Origin of the sequence: Mesorhizobium sp. LSHC420B00, from assembly GCF_000503055.1 — a bacterium.
Taxonomy (GTDB): Bacteria; Pseudomonadota; Alphaproteobacteria; order Rhizobiales; family Rhizobiaceae; genus Mesorhizobium.
The window spans coordinates 351,213-369,402 of the sequence record NZ_AYVY01000002.1; the positions used below are offsets into that span (position 1 = coordinate 351,213).

Sequence of the window (18,190 nt, forward strand, 5' to 3'; positions counted from 1 at the left end):
ACATGTGAGGAAACACCATGACCACCAAGCTCGACATCGCCCCCAACTCCGACCGCGAGCTGGTTCTCGCCCGCATCATCGATGCACCGCGCGAGAACGTCTATCGCTGCTGGACCGAGCCGAAGCTGTTGACGCAATGGTTTGCGCCGAAGCCGTGGACGACGCCGCGCGCTGAGATGGACGTTCGCGCCGGCGGCACCAGCCTGGTCGTCATGGCCGGTCCCGACGGCAACGAGTTTGCGAACCCCGGCGTCTTCCTCGAAGTCGTGCCGGGCAGGAAGCTCGTCTTCACCGATGCCTATACCAAGGCGTGGGAGCCTTCCGCCAAACCGTTCATGACCGGCATTGTGACACTCGAGGACGAGGGCACGGGCAAGACCCGCTACGTCGCCCGGGTTGCGCATTGGTCGGTCGCCGACCGCGAACAGCACGAGAAAATGGGTTTTCACGAGGGCTGGGGCCAGTGCGCCGAACAGCTCGAGGAAGTCGCAAAGCGACTTTGATGCAAACGGGAGAGGGAGACTGACATGTCCAGATCGATATTTTTCGCCATTTTCGCTTCGGCCGCCGCGCTGTTTGCGGCGCCGGGCACCATCAACGCTGAGGAGGCCAAGCCCGCCATGACGACCGCAACCGCAACATTGCCGAAGCCGGAAAAATCCGGCCTGCTGCCGATCAACGGTTTGAACTATTATTACGCCGTCTATGGTAAGGGCGAGCCGCTGCTTCTGCTGCATGGCGGGCTCGGCACGACGGATATGTTCGCGCCGATCCTGCCGAAGCTTACCGAAAACCGCACCGTCATCGGCGTCGACCTGCAGGGCCATGGCCGCACCGCACTCGGCGACCGGCCGCTCAGCCTGGAGGCGATGGGCGACGACATGGCGGCGATCGTCAAGGCGCTCGGCTACGACAAGGTCGACGTCATGGGTTATTCGCTGGGTGGCGGCGTCGCCTTCCGCATGGCCGTGCAGCATCCCGAGGCGGTGCGCCGGCTGGTGCTGGTCTCGACCCCCTACGCCGCGGACGGCTTCTATGCCGAGATGCGTGGCCAGCAGGCACAGGTCGGCGCGGCGATGGCTGACATGATGAAGGACACGCCGATGTACAAATCCTACGTCGCCGTTGCGCCGCATCCGGAGGATTTTCCGAAACTCCTCGATCAACTTGGCGCCTATATGCGCAAGGACTACGATTATTCCGCCGACGTGCCGAAGCTGAAAATGCCGGTGATGCTGGTGTTCGGCGACAGCGACATGTACCGGCCCGAGCACGAGATCAAATTCTACCAGATGCTCGGCGGCGGATTGAAGGACGCCGGCTGGATGCGCGAGAACCTGTCGCAGAACCGCCTGGCGATCGTGCCGAACCGCACCCACTACGATGTGTTCTTCGCGCCGGAGCTCACAGCTGCCGCGCTGCCGTTCCTCAATGGCGAGACCAAGGTCAAGACCTGGGACGAAGTCGTCAACGAAACGAACTGACACGCAGTCAATTGTCTGCCGGCCGTCTCCCGCGAGACGGCCGGCATTTCGTCAATGAGGCCTTGGCGCGGCGCATCGGCCAGTCGTGTATCGGTCGCATCACAGCTATAGATGGCGCCATCAAAGCTTTTCAATTGACGCTACCGCGCCTATCGATAGGTATGCCGCCTATCCTCACAGGCAGGGAAACGGGCGATGGCTGGGTATCAGGGCGGGTGTTTGTGCGGCGCGGTGCGCTACCGCGCCGAGGCAGCACCGATCAATGAGCGCGTCTGCCATTGCCGGTTGTGCCAGAAGGCGCTGGGTGCCGCCTTCAACGCGCGCATGCTGTTCCGTATCGACGATGTGACGGTCGACGGACCGCTGGCGATGGTGAATTCCTCGCCCGATCTCAAGCGCGGCTTTTGCCCGCGCTGCGGCACGACGATGTTTTCCCGGCGCGATTCCGCCGGCATCATCGGCGTCACCACCGGCTCGCTCGATGACCCCTCAGTGTTCAGGCCCGAGATGCATATCTGGACCGCCTCGAAGCAGCCCTGGGTGCAGATCGACGACGGCCTGCCGCAATATGAAGGCGCGCCACCTCCGGTTTGAGGTGAAATCTGGACAAAATTTAATCCAAAGCGACACGAGATAGCCGGCAAAGCGTCATTGGCGGGCCATCATTGCTGCCTATCTATTGCGTGCGGGCGGCAGTCGAGGAGGCGACGGAATGAACGACAGCATCAACACCCTGGACGAACTCTTGAGCGATCCGATGATCAAGCTGGTGATGGAGCGCGACCGCGTGCAACCGGCAGAACTTCGCACGCTGCTCGAAGAAAAGGTCCGCCGGGCGGACGATGATGTGGCGGTCAACGATCGTTTTGTACCGCCGGCCCACCTGATGGCCACGACCTGCCACAAGCTGTGGCTGTGCGGCTAGGGTCTTGAAGCGGTTAGCCGGAATTTGCCGGCAAATAGCTGTAATGGCTGCGGAAATAAGCGAGTTTGAAGCCGAGACGTGCATAGTTGCGATAGGCCGGCCCGTCGCGTTCGGCTTGCGGCGCCTCGATATGGGCCACGAACAGTTTTGCACCGGCCGCAAGTCCGTCGCGCACCATCGCTTCGCCGAGCATTGCATCGAGATCGAAGCTCGGCGCCATGATGCCGGGCACCGGCGCGTCGATGCCGCTCCAGGCCATGCCGTCGGCGCCGATGAACATCGAGCGCACCGCCGCCACCGCGCCGTCCCGCCGCAGCATGTAATGGCGCCAGCCGCGCCGGCCGGCCAGCGCCAGTAACCACGGTGAGGTCGGCAACCGGTATTGGCTGTCGATGAACCCAGCCCATTCCCTTGCCGTTGCCGGCGTCACCCGCTCGACCGAGACATCCTCCGTCGGGAAAAGCGGCTCCGCTGGCAACGGCGTGGCGTCGCGAAAGATGCGTTCCCAGCCTCCCTGACGCTGCAGGCCGCGCGCCTCGAGCCAGCAGCTGAGCGTCGCGGGCTCGGTGTGTGGGTTGGTGTAGAACCAGGGCCGCAGAATGCCGGCGTCGCGATAATGCCTCAGAAGCGTATCGAGCCGGCTCTCGGTGGCCGCGCTATCGACACCAAGGTTCTTGACGCAGTTGAAATGGATGAACGGGATCGTCGTGCAGGTGGTCCAGACGAGATCGCCCTCTTCGGCGATGGCTAGGCCTTGCCTTGCGGCAAAGTCTGCCGGGGCGGCGCGATAGAGATCGAGCCAGGCATCGACCTCAGCGCGTTCGATGACGCGGCTGAGATCGCCGGATATCTCGTCGATCCCGATGGCGGGCGAGCGTGGCTCCGGCGTGACTAAGGGCTGCAATTCTGACAGGGCGGCGGGCTGCATAACTTCCTCCCAAGTAGTGCCTTACACCGTAAGATTAGTAGAGACTAATCTCATGCCATGAGTTGTCAAGCGGAGGCAGCGACATGGCCAAACGTTGGAGGGATAGCGCGCCTCCGTCCCGCCGACGTCTCGACGAGAGCCCTAATAATTCGATTCAAACTTTGTTGGTAGTTTCTTGTTAGGAATCCAGCTTGGTTTGTCCGGCGGCGTTGTCCTGCCTTCGGTCTGTTGTGTTTTGCGTACAGGTCCAGATGCGGTTATCAGGCGTCGTCATCTTCTCGATCGCAGCGCTGTGCCTTGCCGGCTGCACGTCGACCTCCAGCGTCGATGCGCTGCAAGTGCCGTCCAGCGAGACCACCAGCTCGGTTGTGCGGCCACCCGCGCCGATCGCCTCGGCAGCGATAGCTGACGCCGCGCCCGCCTTCGCGCAACAGGAGCAGGACGAGCAGCCGGTTGCTTTGGCGGCGCCCGACCAAAGCATCGAACCGCCGGCCGAACCAATTGCCCTGGTATCGCCGCCGAAGCGGCCGACACGCGCAGCACCGGCAATGCTTGCCGAGCCGGTCACGCGCTATGGTTTTCGCGACGCCAAGCCGATCAATTTCGGCAAGTCCTCCTCGCCAAGGCGCCTTGCCGTCCATGGCGTCGACGTTTCGCGCTGGCAGGGCAATGTGAACTGGCAAAAGCTGCGCGCCCAGGGCGCCAATTTCGCCTACATCAAGGCGACCGACGGCGGCGATCATATCGACCCGATGTTTACCAGGAACTGGCGCAATGCCGACGCCGCCGGCCTGAAGCGCGGCGCCTATCATTTCTTCTACTGGTGCCGCACCGCCGGCGAGCAGGCGGACTGGTTCATCCGCAACGTGCCGAGGGTCGAGGGTGCGCTGCCGCCGGTGATCGACGTCGAGTGGAACGGCGAATCCAGCTGCAAGCGCCGCCCGTCCCGGCAAAAGGTGCTGGAGAAGATGCAGGTGTTCATGGACAAGCTCGAGCGCCACTACGGCCAGCGGCCGATCATCTACACCGCGCCCGACTTCTACCGCGACAATCTGCGCGGCGCATTCCCAGATTATCCATTCTGGCTGCGCGCCGTGGCGGCGCATCCGTCAAAGGTCTATCCCGGCCGCAAATGGCTGTTCTGGCAATATTCCGGCTCCGGCCTGTCGCACGGTGTGAGAGGCCGCATCGACCTCAACGTGTTCCATGGCGACGAGAGGGCCTGGCGCGACTGGACTGGCGGACGGCAGATGGTGGCCGACGCGGAGTAGCGGCAGCTCCTTCCTTCTCCCCTTGTGAGGCCTTTGCACAGAATCGGATTGGTGATTCTGTGGCGTGGTCGCTACGGGAGATTCGCGGATGGTTGATCGTGTGCTTGGTCAATTGAGCTTGGCGGACGGCCTTGCGGTGTCGGATGAGACGATCTTCGATCTTGTTGCGAAGGAGATCGACTGGGGTCCGATCGACGGGCTTTTGGGCGCACGCAGCGGAGCCGGGCCGGGCACGGCCAGCTATCCGGCGCCAGTGCTGATGCGCTGCCTTTTGTTGGGCGCATGGCATGGGCTGAGCGATCCAGCGCTTGAGGCACAGATCCGCGACCGGCTGTCGTTCCGCCGCTTTGCCGGCTTCAGCCTTTCGGACCGCACGCCCGACCATTCGACGCTGTGGCGCTTCCGCGAGGAGCTGACGCGCGAGCGGCTGATCGACAAGGTGTTCGAGGAGATCAACCGCCAGCTTGAGGACAAGGGCCTGATCGTCAAGCGCGGCACGCTGGTCGATGCCTCGTTCCTGCAAGCTCGCGGCCGCCCGCCGAAACAGCCCAAGAAGGGCCACCAGGGCCCGGTCAAGCCATCGGCGGACAAGGATGCGCGCTGGGGTAAGAAGGGCAAGAAGAGCACCTTCGGCTACAAGATGCACATCGGCGTCGACCAGGATCATACGCTGATCCGGCGCGTCGAGGTGAGCGACGCTTCGGTCACCGACACCGAGCCGGCCGACGCACTGATCAGCGGCGATGAAAGGGCGGTCTATGGCGATCAGGCTTATTATACCCACGCCAGACATGCCCGGCTGGTCGAGGCAGGCATCAAGGACCGCCTGATGCGGCGGCCCAACAAACATCATCCCGAGTTGCCGCCGCGCCAGAAGCGGCGCAACCAGCTGATCGCCAAGGTGCGGGCGGCGGTCGAGCGACCCTTCGCCGTGTTCAAGGAGAGCTATGCCATGCGGCGCCTGCGCTTCTTCAACCTCGCCGCCAACCGAACGCAGTGCATGCTGGCGGCCTGCGCCTACAACCTGCGCCGCATGGTCAGCACCCTCCATCCGCCTGGCGAGAAGCCGGCATAAGCAGGAGTCCGTCCGTAATCGGCCGGATGAGCCGATTATCCTGAAAAATGCCGCGCTGAACGGCCAAGCAGCGCTCTCCGACGCTCAAAAAAGCATATATGCCTCAAATCGCATATCTATGCGCCTTCTCTGCAAAGGCCCCACAAGGGGAGAAGGGAATACGCAGCTTCTACGCCTCTACATATTCCGCCAGGCTGACACCTTTGGGCACATCCAGTCCATCGGCACGCAGGCCTTCGATATGAAAGCGTATTGCGTCGCGGATTTCGGCTTCCACTTCAGGCACAGTTGCAGCGGTGGCGATGCAGCCGGGCAGATCCGGCACATAGGCGGAAAAATTGTTTCCAGCTTTTTCAATCACCACCGCGTATCGCATGTCATCGCTCCTTCAGACCGGACTGTTTGAGGATGCTGTTCAGTGTACCTGGCGCAACCTCTTCAGACGGCTTGCCGGCCACGGTGACGCGACCGGCTTTGATTTCATGCTTATATTGGCGATGACTGCCCTTAGTTGCAATCAGATACCAGCCATCGGTCTCCAGCAAGCGAATGACTTCGCGGACCGTGAGCCGAGGCGGCATCTTTCCTCAGCTACACCCGCTCGTCGCCCCACAAGTGTCGCACTTCTCGCAAGTCCCGTTCCTCACCATCGTGAAATTGTGGCATTCCGAGCATTCGTTGCCGGTGTAGCCCTGCATCAATGATTGCTGGCGCCGGTTGGCGGCGAGCGCTTTGGCTTCGGCTGCTTCTTTCGCCGCCTCGTCGGTGAACAGCTCCGTCGGGTCGGACGCTTCCGCGTAGACGATGTCCTCGACCGGTTCCCTGGCGCGTTCCTCATAGTCGCGCTTGTAGGCGATGGCTTCGTCGCTTGCCGGCTTCAGCGTCAGCACGTTGGAGCCGGAGAAGGCGGTCGGTGCAGTACGGGCCGGAATTCCGGAGCCCGAACCGGCAAAACCCTTGGGCTCGGCGCCCATGCCCGACACCAGCTTGACCGGCGAGGCACCGCGGGTGAGACCCTTGGAGAAGGGCGTCGCCTTGCCTTCGTTGATGCCACGCCCGAGTGCGGTCTTGTCGAAATCCGACTGGTCGACATGGGCGAGGTCGTGGCGGCCGAGATAGGAGACGGCAAGTTCGCGGAACACGTAGTCGAGGATCGACGTGGCGTTCTTGATGGCGTCGTTGCCCTGCACCATGCCGGCCGGCTCGAACTTGGTGAAGGTGAAGGCCTCGACATATTCGTCGAGCGGCACGCCATATTGCAGGCCGAGCGAGATGGCGATGGCGAAGTTGTTCATCATCGCCCGGAAGGCGGCACCTTCCTTGTGCATGTCGATGAAGATCTCGCCGATACGGCCGTCGTCGAACTCGCCGGTCCTGAGATAGACTTTGTGGCCGCCGACGACCGCCTTCTGGGTATAGCCCTTGCGGCGGTTCGGCAGTTTTTCGCGGTCGCGGTAGAGACGCTCGACGACGCGCTCGACGATCTTCTCGGTCACCTGAACGGCGCGCTGTGCGGCCGGTGCCGCGATCAGCTGCTCGACGGCTTCGTCGTCGTCCTCTTCACCATCGGCGAGCAGCGAGGCATTGAGCGGCTGCGAGAGCTTCGAGCCGTCGCGATAGAGCGCGTTGGCCTTCAGCGCCAGCTTCCACGACAGCATGTAGGCGCCTTTGGCGTCTTCCACCGTCGCGTCGTTCGGCATGTTGATGGTCTTGGAAATGGCGCCGGAGATGAAGGGCTGTGCCGCCGCCATCATCATGATGTGGCTGTTGATCGACAGCGAACGCTTGCCGATCTTGCCGCACGGGCTGGCGCAGTCGAACACCGGCAGGTGTTCGGCCTTCAGGAACGGCGCGCCTTCCAGCGTCATCGCCCCGCAGACATGGATGTTGGCGGCCTCGATGTCCTTCTTCGAGAAACCCAGCGCCGGCAGCATCTCGAACGAGAAATCGTTGAGCTGCTCATCGGTGAAGCCAAACGTCTCCTTCACCCAGTCGGCGCCCAGCGTCCACTGGTTGAAGACGAACTTGATGTCGAAGGCCGACTTCAGCGCGGCATTGAGTGCTGCGATCTTGTCGTCGGTAAAGCCTTTTGCCTTGAGCGAGCCGGGGTTGATGCCCGGCGCCTGGTTGAGATTGCCGTGGCCGACGGCATAGGCCTCGATCTCGGCGATCTGGCTCTCGGAATAGCCGAGCGTGCGCAGCGCTTCGGGCACCGCACGGTTGATGATCTTGAAATAGCCGCCGCCGGCGAGCTTCTTGAATTTCACCAGCGCGAAGTCGGGCTCGATGCCGGTGGTATCGCAATCCATCACCAGGCCGATCGTGCCGGTCGGGGCGATCACCGTTGCCTGCGCATTGCGGTAGCCATGCTCCTCGCCGAGCTCGATGGCGCGGTCCCAGGCAGCCTTGGCATGGTCGGCAAGGTCCTGCTGCTTGAGATCCGAGGCGACCAGCGGCACCGGGTTGACGGCAAGCTTCTCGTAGCCGTCCCTTTCGCCATAGGCAGCGCGGCGGTGGTTGCGCATGACGCGCAGCATGTTCTGCGCATTGCGGTCGTAGTCGGGGAAGGCGCCGAGCTCGGCGGCCATTTCGGCCGAGGTGGCATAGGCGGTGCCGGTCATGATCGCGGTGAGAGCGGCGCAGATGGCGCGACCCTCGTCGGAATCATAGGGAATGCCCGAGGTCATCAGCAGGCCGCCGATATTGGCGTAGCCGAGGCCGAGCGTGCGGTACTCGTAGGAAAGCTTGGCGATCTCCTTCGACGGGAACTGCGCCATCATGACCGAGATTTCCAGGACCATGGTCCACAGCCGCACCGTGTGCTCGTAGGCAGCGATGTCGATAGTGCCGTCGGCGTTGCGATAGGGCAGTAGGTTGATCGACGCCAGATTGCAGGCGGTGTCGTCGAGGAACATGTATTCCGAGCACGGATTGGACGCCCGGATCGCCCCGGCCGAGGCGCAGGTGTGCCAGTCGTTCATCGTCGTGTTGAAATGCAGGCCGGGATCGGCCGACGCCCAGGCGGCATAGCCGATCTTTTCCCAGAGATCGCGCGCCTTCAGCGTCTTCAGCACCTTGCCGTCCTTGCGGGCGGTGAGATGCCAGTCGCCATCCTGCTCGACGGCGCGCAGGAAATCGTCCTTCAGCGACACCGAATTGTTGGAATTCTGGCCGGAAACGGTGAGATAGGCGTCCGAATCCCAGTCGGTGTCGTAGGTCTTGAACGACATCGAGGTGTAGCCCTGCCTGGCGAACTGGATGACGCGGTAGATGTAGTTCTCCGGCACCGCGTCTTTCTTGGCTGCCTTGATCTCGCGCTTCAGCGCGGTGTTGACCGCCGGGTCGAAGCAGTCGTCGCCATTGCCTTCGCAGTTGATGCAGGCCTTCATGATCGCTTCGAGATGCTTCTTGACGATCTTCGAGCCGGTGACCAGCGAGGCGACCTTCTGCTCCTCATTGACCTTCCAGTCGATGAATTCCTCGATATCGGGATGATCGGCGTCGACGATGACCATTTTCGCGGCGCGACGCGTCGTGCCGCCCGACTTGATGGCGCCCGCCGCGCGGTCGCCGATCTTGAGGAAGCTCATCAGCCCCGACGAGCGGCCGCCGCCCGACAGCTTTTCGCCTTCGCCGCGCAGGAACGAGAAGTTGGAGCCGGTGCCGGAACCGTATTTGAACAGGCGCGCCTCACGCACCCACAAATCCATGATGCCGCCCTCGTTGACGAGGTCGTCCTGCACGCCCTGGATGAAGCAGGCATGCGGCTGCGGATGCTCGTAGGACGACTTCGACTTGGTCAGCTTGCCGGTGAACGGGTCGACATAGAAATGGCCCTGGCTCGGACCGTCGATGCCATAGGCCCAGTGCAGGCCGGTGTTGAACCATTGCGGCGAATTCGGCGCGACGCGCTGGGTGGCCAGCATATAGGCGAGCTCGTCGCGGAAGGCGCGCGCGTCTTCCTCCGATTTGAAGTAGCCGCCCTTCCAGCCCCAATAGGTCCAGGTGCCGGCAAGCCGGTCGAAGACCTGGCGGGCGTCGGTCTCGGAACCGTAGCGCTCGGCTTCCGGCAGCTTGGCCAGTCCGGCCTCGTCGGCGACGGAGCGCCACAGGAAGGAGGGAACTTGCGTCTCTTCGACCTTCTTCAGCCGTGCCGGGACGCCAGCCTTGCGGAAATATTTCTGCGCCAGGATATCGGCGGCAACCTGGGAGAACTGAGCCGGCACATCGATGTTGTCCAAGCGGAACACCACCGAGCCATCCGGATTCTTGATCTCGGAAAGCGCCTTGCGGAATTCGATCTCCGCGTAGGCGGATTGTCCTGGCTTGGTGAAACGACGCTCGATGCGCATTGGTCCGGTCCCTTTTGTCTATATATAGCGCTTTTCCCAGAGGATTTCTGCCCTCTTGACGAAACGCGCGTGTCCGCCGTCTGCCGGCGTTCGAAAACCGCCCGGCTCTCATCCTCACAGTCTCCGCCGCCCTGCCGGTCGAGCCTCTTGCGAGGTCGCTGTCCAGCGCGCTCACGGACCCTGTGGGTCCCTCAAAACTGAAAACTTTTTGCAACACCCTCAATCGAGGGAAATTCACATTATCTAGCGTCGAACCTACCTGCAAACACTAAATATAGTATTAACAGACAATTTATTCAAGTCCGACAATCCTCCCCTTTCGCCACCCAAGGCTTCAAAATCCCACGCCTTCGCCGGCCTCGTAAACAGGCGGGAATGCGGCTCAAAACGCACATATTCCGGGAAAAAGACCGGCCTCGAAACTTTTCCGGTCGCACTCTCAACAGGAGCGCATGGCCTATAAAAGGCGACTCGTTTTGCGCCGTCAAGGATTCGTTTGCGTAGCTTTTATGACCCCAACATCTTGTGTGTCACATATGTGGATAACGGGGACAGAAGCGCGCTGATTTCCGTTTTTGCAGCCACAAGCCTGGTGCCGACGCTCGAAGGCCCTTGGCCGCAGCGAAGACCATGCCGACTCGGAAGCCATGTGCCGACTCAGTTGAAGCGATGCGGGTCGGCACCGAAATGGGCGATGATCTGACAGAGGTCAGGCTCGTTGACCATGCGTACCGCCTCGGCGGCGCTGACCCATTTGCGGATGCGCGCCCGCTTTTCCTTCCACCGGTCGGCGACCTTGTCGACGTGCAGCGGAAACACCAGCACCTCGCAGGGCACTTCCTCGCCGGAGGCCAGCACCTTGGCATAGAAATAGCGGCCGGCCTCATGATGCGAGATCGTGCCGCGCAGCCCGGCCTCTTCGCCGGCCTCGCGCGCCGCTGCTTCGCAAAGCGGCTCCTTTGCTTCCGGCCAGCCCTTGGGAAGCACCCAGCGGCCGGTATCGCGGCTGGTGATCAGCATGATTTCGACGCTGTCGCCGCTATCGCGCCAGGGCAGCGCTGCAACCTGAAGGCGGCACGGCGCCGTGCCGAAGAGCCGCCGGACTCTTTCGGCCAGATGGTTGTGCGTCGTTGGCCTCGTCAACATCGGAGAAGCTTGCCCCAGCTCCCAGAATCATTTGCCGTCTCGTGAATCTTACGGCTAATCATAAGCAATAAAAGTAAAAAACTTCATGTGGACTGGTTAACCACTCCAATGGGGGTCGATTAAGGAAATATCGTGTGCCGGGGACACTCCTTCAAGGAGTGCTCGACGCTGTCTTCCGACGGAAGCGGCGTTACCGCGAATCAGCCGGCGTGGTCGTCGGCGATCGGCTTTTGGTAGGTGAAGCCCATGTCCCAGGGAAAATAGATCCAGGTGTCCTGGCTGACCTCGGTAACGAAAGTGTCGACCATCGGCCTGCCTTTCGGCTTGGCATAGACGGTGGCGAAATGAGCCTTGGGCATCATCGCGCGCACGATTCCTGCCGTCTTGCCGGTGTCGGTGAGGTCGTCGATGATCAGCACGCCGGCGCCGTCATCGGCGAGCAGCGCTGGGGTGACCTCCTTCAGCACCTGCAGCTGCCCCTGGCTGGTATAATCGTGATAGGAGGCAACGCAGACCGTCTCGATGATGCGAATGCCGAGCTCGCGCGAAATGATGGCGGCCGGAACCAGGCCGCCGCGCGTGATGCAGACGATTGCCTTCCATTGCCCCTTGTTGGCGCCGGCAAGCCGCCAGGCGAGCGCGCGTGCATCGCGGTGGAACTGGTCCCAGGAGACCGGGAAGGCTTTTTCGGGCAGGGACATCTTTCGCGCACTCCGCAAAGCGCGCATCGCGCGCAGACACTATGGAATGCGGGCGGAATTAACTGGAAAGGCTTGGCCTTGGCAAGGGCGCGGCAAAGCGATTGTCCAACCCGTGATCTCTATGAACTTACCGCGACAGGAAAGCCGCCACCGGCGCGGTGCGCAGCACCGTTCGCGTCACCCCGCCGAACAGCAGCTGGCGCAGCCAGGAATGGCTGTAGGCGCCGAGCACGAGCAGGTCCGCGCCCGATTCGGCGACCCTGGTCTGGATGATGTCGTCGACCGAGGCGCCGCCGGACCTCAGCACCGAGACGCTGACGGTGGCGCCGTGCCTGGACAGCGAGGCGGCGATCTCGGCGCCGGCCGTTTCCGGCGCCTCTTCGAGCGTATCCGGCGGGTCGATGACGACGATGTCCGTCTTCTCGGCCTCGATGATGAAGGGCAGGGCATCGAAGGCCGCGCGCGCGGCCTCCTTGCTGCCGTTCCAGGCGAGCAGCACGTGCTTGAAGCTGGTGACCAGCGGACCCGAATGCGGCACCACCAGCACCGGCCGGCCGGCATCGTAGACCAGCGTGTCGACGTCGGCGCTCGGATCGCCGCTCGATTCGCGCTGCGCGGCGATGATCAGGTCTGCGGTGCGAACGGTCGAGATGCCGGTCAGCGCACTGTCGCCGGAAAAACTCTCGAGGCTGCGCCACTCGAACGACAGGCCGGAATTCTCGACGCGCTTGTGAAAGGCCGCCTGCAACTTCTCGGCGCGCTCCCGGTTCATGTCGGCCGAAACCTGCAGGAACTCGGTGTCCGGAAAGCCGGTGGCCGAGGTGTAGGGCACGGGCAGCGCCTCGGCATGAATGCCGATCAGATGGCTCTGGAACCGGCTGGCCAGCGGGATCGCGCAGTCGAGAACGCGCTCGGCGTCCTGTTCATTCTGCAATATGGCGACGATGGTCTTGAAGCGCATGGCAATCCCTCAGTTTTACGGCGATCCCACTCGTGACAAACGTCACTGCGCGATGCTGGTTCCGTCAAGCCGGCCGATCAGCCTACCCTGCTTGCTCAGGTCAAGCTCGCCACCATAGCCTCTACGTCGGCGCGTGCGGAGTCCAGCGCCTGCTGGCTGCGGGCGCGCACCACCAGTTCCGTCCAGAACTTGCCGTCGCCATATTTCGGATAGGAGCCGATGATCGTGTCCGGATGCGCCTTCTGGATGTCGCCCAGCGGCCCCCCGATCAGGCCTTCGCCGAACGGACATTCCACGGTGGCCGACAGCATTTTGGTGCCGGCCCGCAACGTCGGCACGACATTGTCGAGCATCGCCTGGAAAATCGCCGGCACGCCGGCCATGACATGGACGTTGCCGATGCGAAAGCCCGGCGCAACCGACACTGGGTTGTCGATGTGGTCTGCCCCGCGCGGCATCCGCGCCATGCGCTTGCGCGCTTCGGTGTATTCGATGCCGCGGGCAGCATAGCTTGCCTCCAGCAGGGCGTAGGCCCTGGCGTCGTATTCGCACGGCACGCCGAAGGCCTTGGCGATGGAATCGGCGGTGATGTCGTCATGCGTCGGGCCGATGCCGCCGGTGGTGAAGACATAGCTGTAGGGGGTGCGCAGCGCATTCACCGCAGCGACGATCTCGTCTTCCTCGTCCGCAACGATGCGCACTTCCTTCAGGTCGATGCCGATCGCCGTCATGATGTCGGCGAGGTGGCCGATGTTCTTGTCCTTGGTGCGGCCGGACAGAATCTCGTCGCCGATGACGAGCATGGCGGCGGTGACGATTTCGGTCATGGCAGGCTCCGGCAACGGGTCGCCTGAGATAGCGCGGCGAACGGCCGGCAGCAATGCCGCCAAACGACGGATCCGCCTGTGCCACCTCCCTTGCAGTGGAACCTTCGGCGGGTGATGCTGCGCCGGTTTGGGCCATGAGCAAGAACATGCCGGTATCGATTCTTCTATGGCTGCCCGGCGCGCTGTTTCTGCTGGCGCTCGTCGTGGCAGCTTATCCTGTGCTGGCGACGCTGCGGATTGCGGCGAAAGCCGAAAGGCTGGTGCCGGCCAGCGGTAAATTCATCGAGATCGACGGCAATCGCATCCATTATTTCGAGATGGGCGAGGGGCGGCCGATCGTCTTCCTGCACGGCCTTGGCGCGCAGCTTCATCAATTCCGCCACACGCTGTTCGGACGGTTCGGCCCGAACTATCGGCTGATCGCGCTCGACCGTCCGGGTTCCGGCTATTCGGTGCGGGCCAGGGGCGCCAGCGGGCGGCTACCCGAGCAGGCCGAGATCGTGCGGCATTTTATCGAGGCGCTTGGACTGCAAAAGCCGCTGATCGTCGGCCATTCGCTGGGTGGCGCCATCGCGCTGACGCTGGCTGTCGAGCATCCCGAGGCGGTTTCCGGTATCGCCTTGCTGGCGCCGCTGACCCATCTGGAGCCGGACGCGCGCGAGAAGTTCGGCCCGCTATACATTCAGTCGCCGCTGCGGCGCCGGATCATGGCTCACACGGTGGCGATCCCGGCGGCTCTCAGATACGCAGAACGCACGCTGGCCTTCATTTTCGCGCCGCAGGCGACGCCGGCCGACTATATGGTCGAGGGCGGCGGCTGGTGCGGGCTCAGGCCAAGCCATTTCTATGCAACGTCGACCGATGTCGTGGCCATCGAGCACGACCTTGGCCGTATCGAGCAACGCTATCGCGAGATCACCATGCCGGCTGGCATTCTGTTTGGTGCTTCCGACGTCGTGCTGGGCATCGATATCCATGGCTGGCCGCTGATGGAAAAGATCAGCGGGCTCGATTTCGAGCCGGTCGAGGGGCTTGGCCATATGCCACAATTCGTCGGGCCGGAACGGGTCGTCGCTTTCATCGAACGCATTGCCGACCGCGCATTTGCGCCGAAGTCCGACACCAGCAGCTGACACCCTCCCGGAACCTCACGCAAAGGTGTGCAACCCGCCGCAGCCTCGGCCGGCAGGGTGCCTCGGGACATCCCGGCCGCTGGGAATACCTCCGAACTTATTCCTTCACGGCTCCGGTCATCGAGGAAACATAGTGCTCGACAAAGAACGAATAGAGCACCACCACCGGCAGCGAGCCGATCAGCGCTCCCGCCATCAGCGCCCCCCATTCATAGACGTCCGAGCGCACCAGTTCGGTGAGCACGCCGACCGGCACAGTCTTGTTTTCGGACGACTGGATGAAGGTCAAGGCGTAGATGAACTCGTTCCATGACAGCGTGAATGCGAAGATGCCCGCGGAAATCAGGCCCGGCACCGACAGCGGCAGCACGATCTTGGTGAGGATCTGCCAGCGGCTCGCCCCGTCGATCAGCGCGCATTCCTCCAGCTCGAACGGGATCGAGCGGAAGTAACCCATCAGCAGCCATGTGCAGAACGGGATCAGGAAGGTCGGATAGGTGAGGATGAGCGCGAAGGGCGTGTCGTAAAGCCCAAGGTTGAACACCATCACCGACAGCGGAATGAACAGGATCGACGGCGGCACGAGATAGGCCAGGAACACCGCGAGGCCGACCTGCCGCGCCCCGGAGAACCGCAAGCGTTCGATCGCATAGGCAGCGAACACTGCTGCCAGCAGCGACAGGAAAGTGGCGGCGGTCGAGATGATGATCGTGTTGAGCAGCCAGCCCGGATAGGACGTCTCGAAGAGAAGATAGCGGATATGCTCGAGCGTCGGATGCACCACCCAGAATGGATTGAAATTGGCGTAGTCGGTCATCTCGAGGTTGGGCTTAACCGCCGTGATCGTCATCCAGTAGAACGGAAACAACAGCACGATGACGAATATCAGCAACGGCAGGTAAACCGTCACCACGCGGCGCGGCACACTCTGCAGGTAGCCCATGCCGCCTTCGTCGAGTTCGGGGCGTTTGCTCGTTTCGATCGCGGTCATGTCAATCTCCGCCGCCCTGCTGCCATTTGCGGCGTTGCAGGCCAAAGTAGCTGAACAGGATCGCCGCCAGCAGGAACGGGATCATGGCGACTGCGATCGCGGCGCCTTCGCCAAGCTGGCCTCCGGAAATGCCGCGCTGGAACGACAGCGTCGCCATCAGATGGGTGGCGTTCACCGGCCCGCCGCGCGTCAGCACATAGATCAGCTGGAAATCGGTGAAGGTGAACAGCACCGAAAACGTCATGGTTATGGCGATGATCGGCGTCAGCAGCGGCAGCGTCACATAGCGGAACAATTGCCAGCGGCTGGCGCCGTCGAGCGTGGCGGCCTCGTAGAGCGACTGCGGAATCGTCTGCAGGCCGGCAAGCAGCGTGATCGCCACGAAAGGAATGCCGCGCCAGACATTGGCGGCGATGACCGAAGCGCGCGCATTCTCCGGATCGCCGAGGAAGTTGATGCGATGGTCGATCAGGCCCATTTCCATAAGCGCCCAGGACAGGATCGAGAACTGCGAATCGTAGATCCACCAGAAGGCGATGGCCGACAGCACCGTCGGCACCACCCAGGGCAGCAGGACGATCGCGCGGAAGAACGACTTGAACGGCAGGTTCTGGTTGAGGATAAGCGCCAGCCAGAGGCCTAGCGCAAACTTCAGGATCGAGGCGCTGATCGTGTAGAGCAAGGTGTTGAAGACGGAGAGCCAGAAGACGGCGTCATCCCACAGATATTCGTAGTTCTCGATGCCGATGAAGATGCCGGGGCGGCCGATGCGGGCATCGGTGAAGCCGAGCCAGACGCCGAGCCCGAGCGGATAGGTCAGGAAGACCAGCAGCAGCGCCGCCGCCGGCAGCATGAAGCCGAAGCCAAGCGCGTTATGACTTTCAGACACGAACGTCAAAATGCGCGACAGCGTCGACCGGGGTGGCTGAGCGGCAGCGGAGGTCACGGCCATGGGTCGGCTCCTCTAAGTCTCATTGATCGGCCAGGCGGCCATGCGCGATTCGAAGCCGGGCAGCATGGCTGCCCGGCTGAATCCGCTCAAACGCGATAGTAGCGGTTTGCGCGCTTCTCGGCTTCTGCCATCGCTTCTTGCGGCGTCGCCTGGCCTGTCACCGCCTTGGCGAACATGTCGACCAGCACATAGTCGGCCATGGTCGCCGCCGAAGCATAGCCGAGCGGGCCGGCATAGCCGTTGGGCCGCAGCGTCGCCGAGGCCTTGGCGTAGGCGGCATTGTTCGGATCGGCCGTCCACACCGGGTTGTTGTCGAAGGCTTTGAGCGTCTGGCAGCAATAGCCCGCCGAGGACGTGATCCACTGCGACATTTGCTGTTCCTCGAACATGAACTGCAGATAGGCTTTGGCCGCATTGGGATAGGGCGTGTAGTCGAAGATCACGGCCGTGGTCACCTGGAACAGCTCGACGGATTTCCCGACAGGACCGATCGGCAGGTTGGTCGTGCGCGTGTCCTTGGCGATTTCGGTCAGTTTCGGATCCTTGTCCTTGTTGATCTTGGCGGTGTTGTAGGCGGAAATGCCATTGGCGATCACGCTCAATTCGCCGGCCAGGTAGGCGCGGTTGTTGTTGACGTCGAGCCAGCTTTCGGTACCGGGAATGAAGGTCTTGTAGAGCTGTTGCGCGTATTCGATCGCCTTCAGCGTCTCGGGGCTGTTGATCGTCACCTTGCCGCTCTCGTCGACCATCTGGCCGCCATGGCTCCATAGCAGCCAGTGGGCGTAGTTGTTGCCGTCGCCGACGCCGTGGCCATGCGTGAAGCCGGCCGGGTGTCCCTTCGCCTGCAATGCCTTGCAAAGCTCGAGCAAGCCTGCCGTGTCCTTCGGAAATTCGGAGAAGCCGGCCTCCTTCACCCAGCTTTCACGATAGACGATGGCATTGCCGATGGTGGCCAGCGGCAGGCCGAGGAATTTGCCTTGCCGTGTCGCATATTGCTTCGGTCCATCGTGCCAGCCGCCATATTTCGAGCCGAGATATTCGCCCAGTTCCGTCACGTCATGCAGCTTGTCGGGATATTGATGCGGGTCGTCGAACCAGACCAACATCAAGTCCGGGCCGGAGCCGACATTGGCGGCGACCGCTGCCTTGGGACGGATGTCCTCCCAGCTTTCCTTGTCGACGCGGACCTCGACACCGGTCGCTTCGGTGAAGCGCTTGGTGTTGGCCAGCCATTGATCCTCGTCGCCCTGCACGAAGGGCGACCAGCGCAGCAGCCTGAGCTTGGCGCCGTCCTCGGGCTTGTACTTGAATCCCTCCTGGGCAAAGGCGGGAGAGCCGATGAGCCGGCTTCCCAAGGCTCCCGCCGCAGCGCCGGCGGTGGTGCGGATCACGTCGCGTCTGGTGAATTTCATGCTCGCTTCCTCCTGCTTATTGTCCGTGCCGT

The 18,190-nt window shown here is 62.5% G+C and carries 18 protein-coding genes; 7 read left to right on the forward strand and 11 right to left on the reverse strand.

The annotated features are described in order from the left end of the window. Positions 1-17 precede the first annotated feature (17 nt). The 4 genes from X760_RS45540 to X760_RS45555 all read left to right on the forward strand — a co-directional run bounded on the left by X760_RS45540 (position 18) and on the right by X760_RS45555 (position 2,409). Positions 18-503, forward strand: a complete 486-nt coding sequence (locus tag X760_RS45540; RefSeq protein ID WP_023717419.1) for an SRPBCC family protein — start codon at positions 18-20, stop codon at positions 501-503. A gap of 24 nt (positions 504-527) precedes the next feature. After that, a complete protein-coding gene (locus tag X760_RS45545; RefSeq protein ID WP_023717420.1) occupies positions 528-1,484 on the forward strand; it encodes an alpha/beta hydrolase in 957 nt (318 codons plus the stop codon). A 195-nt stretch (positions 1,485-1,679) separates the two neighbouring features. Beyond that, on the forward strand, positions 1,680-2,078 hold the full coding sequence (locus X760_RS45550) for a GFA family protein (protein ID WP_023717421.1): 399 nt from the start codon (positions 1,680-1,682) through the stop codon (positions 2,076-2,078). A gap of 118 nt (positions 2,079-2,196) precedes the next feature. Beyond that, entirely contained in the window at positions 2,197-2,409 is a 213-nt protein-coding gene (locus tag X760_RS45555; protein ID WP_023717422.1) for a hypothetical protein, read from the forward strand. Positions 2,410-2,422: 13 nt separating this feature from the next. Here the strand turns inward: X760_RS45555 and X760_RS45560 are convergent, their stop codons facing one another. After that, the gene (locus X760_RS45560) at positions 2,423-3,337 is read right to left on the reverse strand and encodes a hypothetical protein (protein ID WP_023717423.1); all 915 of its coding nucleotides are present in this window, start codon (positions 3,335-3,337) and stop codon (positions 2,423-2,425) included. A 251-nt stretch (positions 3,338-3,588) separates the two neighbouring features. Here X760_RS45560 and X760_RS45565 point away from each other — a divergent pair, with 251 nt between their 5' ends. Further along, a complete protein-coding gene (locus X760_RS45565; RefSeq protein ID WP_023717424.1) occupies positions 3,589-4,608 on the forward strand; it encodes a GH25 family lysozyme in 1,020 nt (339 codons plus the stop codon). 88 nt (positions 4,609-4,696) lie between these two features. Then, entirely contained in the window at positions 4,697-5,683 is a 987-nt protein-coding gene (locus tag X760_RS45570; protein ID WP_023717425.1) for an IS5 family transposase, read from the forward strand. Positions 5,684-5,852: 169 nt separating this feature from the next. Here the strand turns inward: X760_RS45570 and X760_RS45575 are convergent, their stop codons facing one another. The 7 genes from X760_RS45575 to X760_RS45605 form a co-directional block, all read right to left on the reverse strand. Continuing rightward, positions 5,853-6,059, reverse strand: a complete 207-nt coding sequence (locus X760_RS45575) for a type II toxin-antitoxin system HicB family antitoxin (RefSeq protein WP_023717426.1) — start codon at positions 6,057-6,059, stop codon at positions 5,853-5,855. Between the two features lies 1 nt (position 6,060). Next, positions 6,061-6,264, reverse strand: coding sequence for a type II toxin-antitoxin system HicA family toxin (locus X760_RS45580; RefSeq protein ID WP_031193524.1), 204 nt, complete (start codon positions 6,262-6,264; stop codon positions 6,061-6,063). Positions 6,265-6,270: 6 nt separating this feature from the next. Further along, positions 6,271-10,035, reverse strand: coding sequence for a vitamin B12-dependent ribonucleotide reductase (locus X760_RS45585; protein WP_023717428.1), 3,765 nt, complete (start codon positions 10,033-10,035; stop codon positions 6,271-6,273). A gap of 657 nt (positions 10,036-10,692) precedes the next feature. Further along, positions 10,693-11,181 carry an NUDIX hydrolase gene (locus X760_RS45590; RefSeq protein WP_023717429.1) on the reverse strand — a complete coding sequence of 163 codons (489 nt, stop codon included), beginning with the start codon at positions 11,179-11,181 and terminating at the stop codon, positions 10,693-10,695. A 200-nt stretch (positions 11,182-11,381) separates the two neighbouring features. Further along, the gene (gene gpt, locus X760_RS45595; RefSeq protein ID WP_023674762.1) at positions 11,382-11,882 is read right to left on the reverse strand and encodes a xanthine phosphoribosyltransferase; all 501 of its coding nucleotides are present in this window, start codon (positions 11,880-11,882) and stop codon (positions 11,382-11,384) included. 127 nt (positions 11,883-12,009) lie between these two features. Next, entirely contained in the window at positions 12,010-12,843 is an 834-nt protein-coding gene (locus tag X760_RS45600; RefSeq protein WP_023717430.1) for a universal stress protein, read from the reverse strand. Positions 12,844-12,938: 95 nt separating this feature from the next. Continuing rightward, a complete protein-coding gene (locus X760_RS45605; protein ID WP_023717431.1) occupies positions 12,939-13,670 on the reverse strand; it encodes a competence/damage-inducible protein A in 732 nt (243 codons plus the stop codon). A gap of 146 nt (positions 13,671-13,816) precedes the next feature. Here X760_RS45605 and X760_RS45610 point away from each other — a divergent pair, with 146 nt between their 5' ends. Beyond that, positions 13,817-14,803, forward strand: coding sequence for an alpha/beta hydrolase (locus tag X760_RS45610; RefSeq protein ID WP_023717432.1), 987 nt, complete (start codon positions 13,817-13,819; stop codon positions 14,801-14,803). A 97-nt stretch (positions 14,804-14,900) separates the two neighbouring features. Here X760_RS45610 and X760_RS45615 read toward each other — a convergent pair whose 3' ends face one another. The 3 genes from X760_RS45615 to X760_RS45625 form a co-directional block, all read right to left on the reverse strand. After that, positions 14,901-15,794, reverse strand: a complete 894-nt coding sequence (locus tag X760_RS45615) for a carbohydrate ABC transporter permease (RefSeq protein WP_023717433.1) — start codon at positions 15,792-15,794, stop codon at positions 14,901-14,903. A gap of 1 nt (position 15,795) precedes the next feature. Continuing rightward, positions 15,796-16,746: a sugar ABC transporter permease gene (locus tag X760_RS45620; protein ID WP_023717434.1), complete on the reverse strand. Its 951-nt coding sequence runs from the start codon at positions 16,744-16,746 to the stop codon at positions 15,796-15,798. Positions 16,747-16,832: 86 nt separating this feature from the next. Then, on the reverse strand, positions 16,833-18,158 hold the full coding sequence (locus X760_RS45625) for an ABC transporter substrate-binding protein (protein WP_023717435.1): 1,326 nt from the start codon (positions 18,156-18,158) through the stop codon (positions 16,833-16,835). Positions 18,159-18,190 lie beyond the last annotated feature (32 nt).

Coding starts and splice junctions, on each gene's coding strand:
- X760_RS45555 (WP_023717422.1), top strand. CDS start 2,197: ATGAACGACAGCATCAACACCCTGGACGAACTCTTGAGCGATCCGATG.
- X760_RS45560 (WP_023717423.1), bottom strand. CDS start 3,337: ATGCAGCCCGCCGCCCTGTCAGAATTGCAGCCCTTAGTCACGCCGGAG.
- X760_RS45540 (WP_023717419.1), top strand. CDS start 18: ATGACCACCAAGCTCGACATCGCCCCCAACTCCGACCGCGAGCTGGTT.
- X760_RS45590 (WP_023717429.1), bottom strand. CDS start 11,181: ATGTTGACGAGGCCAACGACGCACAACCATCTGGCCGAAAGAGTCCGG.
- X760_RS45625 (WP_023717435.1), bottom strand. CDS start 18,158: ATGAAATTCACCAGACGCGACGTGATCCGCACCACCGCCGGCGCTGCG.
- X760_RS45610 (WP_023717432.1), top strand. CDS start 13,817: ATGCCGGTATCGATTCTTCTATGGCTGCCCGGCGCGCTGTTTCTGCTG.
- X760_RS45615 (WP_023717433.1), bottom strand. CDS start 15,794: ATGACCGCGATCGAAACGAGCAAACGCCCCGAACTCGACGAAGGCGGC.
- X760_RS45545 (WP_023717420.1), top strand. CDS start 528: ATGTCCAGATCGATATTTTTCGCCATTTTCGCTTCGGCCGCCGCGCTG.
- gpt (WP_023674762.1), bottom strand. CDS start 11,882: ATGTCCCTGCCCGAAAAAGCCTTCCCGGTCTCCTGGGACCAGTTCCAC.
- X760_RS45580 (WP_031193524.1), bottom strand. CDS start 6,264: ATGCCGCCTCGGCTCACGGTCCGCGAAGTCATTCGCTTGCTGGAGACC.
- X760_RS45585 (WP_023717428.1), bottom strand. CDS start 10,035: ATGCGCATCGAGCGTCGTTTCACCAAGCCAGGACAATCCGCCTACGCG.
- X760_RS45550 (WP_023717421.1), top strand. CDS start 1,680: ATGGCTGGGTATCAGGGCGGGTGTTTGTGCGGCGCGGTGCGCTACCGC.
- X760_RS45575 (WP_023717426.1), bottom strand. CDS start 6,059: ATGCGATACGCGGTGGTGATTGAAAAAGCTGGAAACAATTTTTCCGCC.
- X760_RS45570 (WP_023717425.1), top strand. CDS start 4,697: ATGGTTGATCGTGTGCTTGGTCAATTGAGCTTGGCGGACGGCCTTGCG.
- X760_RS45605 (WP_023717431.1), bottom strand. CDS start 13,670: ATGACCGAAATCGTCACCGCCGCCATGCTCGTCATCGGCGACGAGATT.
- X760_RS45565 (WP_023717424.1), top strand. CDS start 3,589: ATGCGGTTATCAGGCGTCGTCATCTTCTCGATCGCAGCGCTGTGCCTT.
- X760_RS45620 (WP_023717434.1), bottom strand. CDS start 16,746: ATGGCCGTGACCTCCGCTGCCGCTCAGCCACCCCGGTCGACGCTGTCG.
- X760_RS45600 (WP_023717430.1), bottom strand. CDS start 12,843: ATGCGCTTCAAGACCATCGTCGCCATATTGCAGAATGAACAGGACGCC.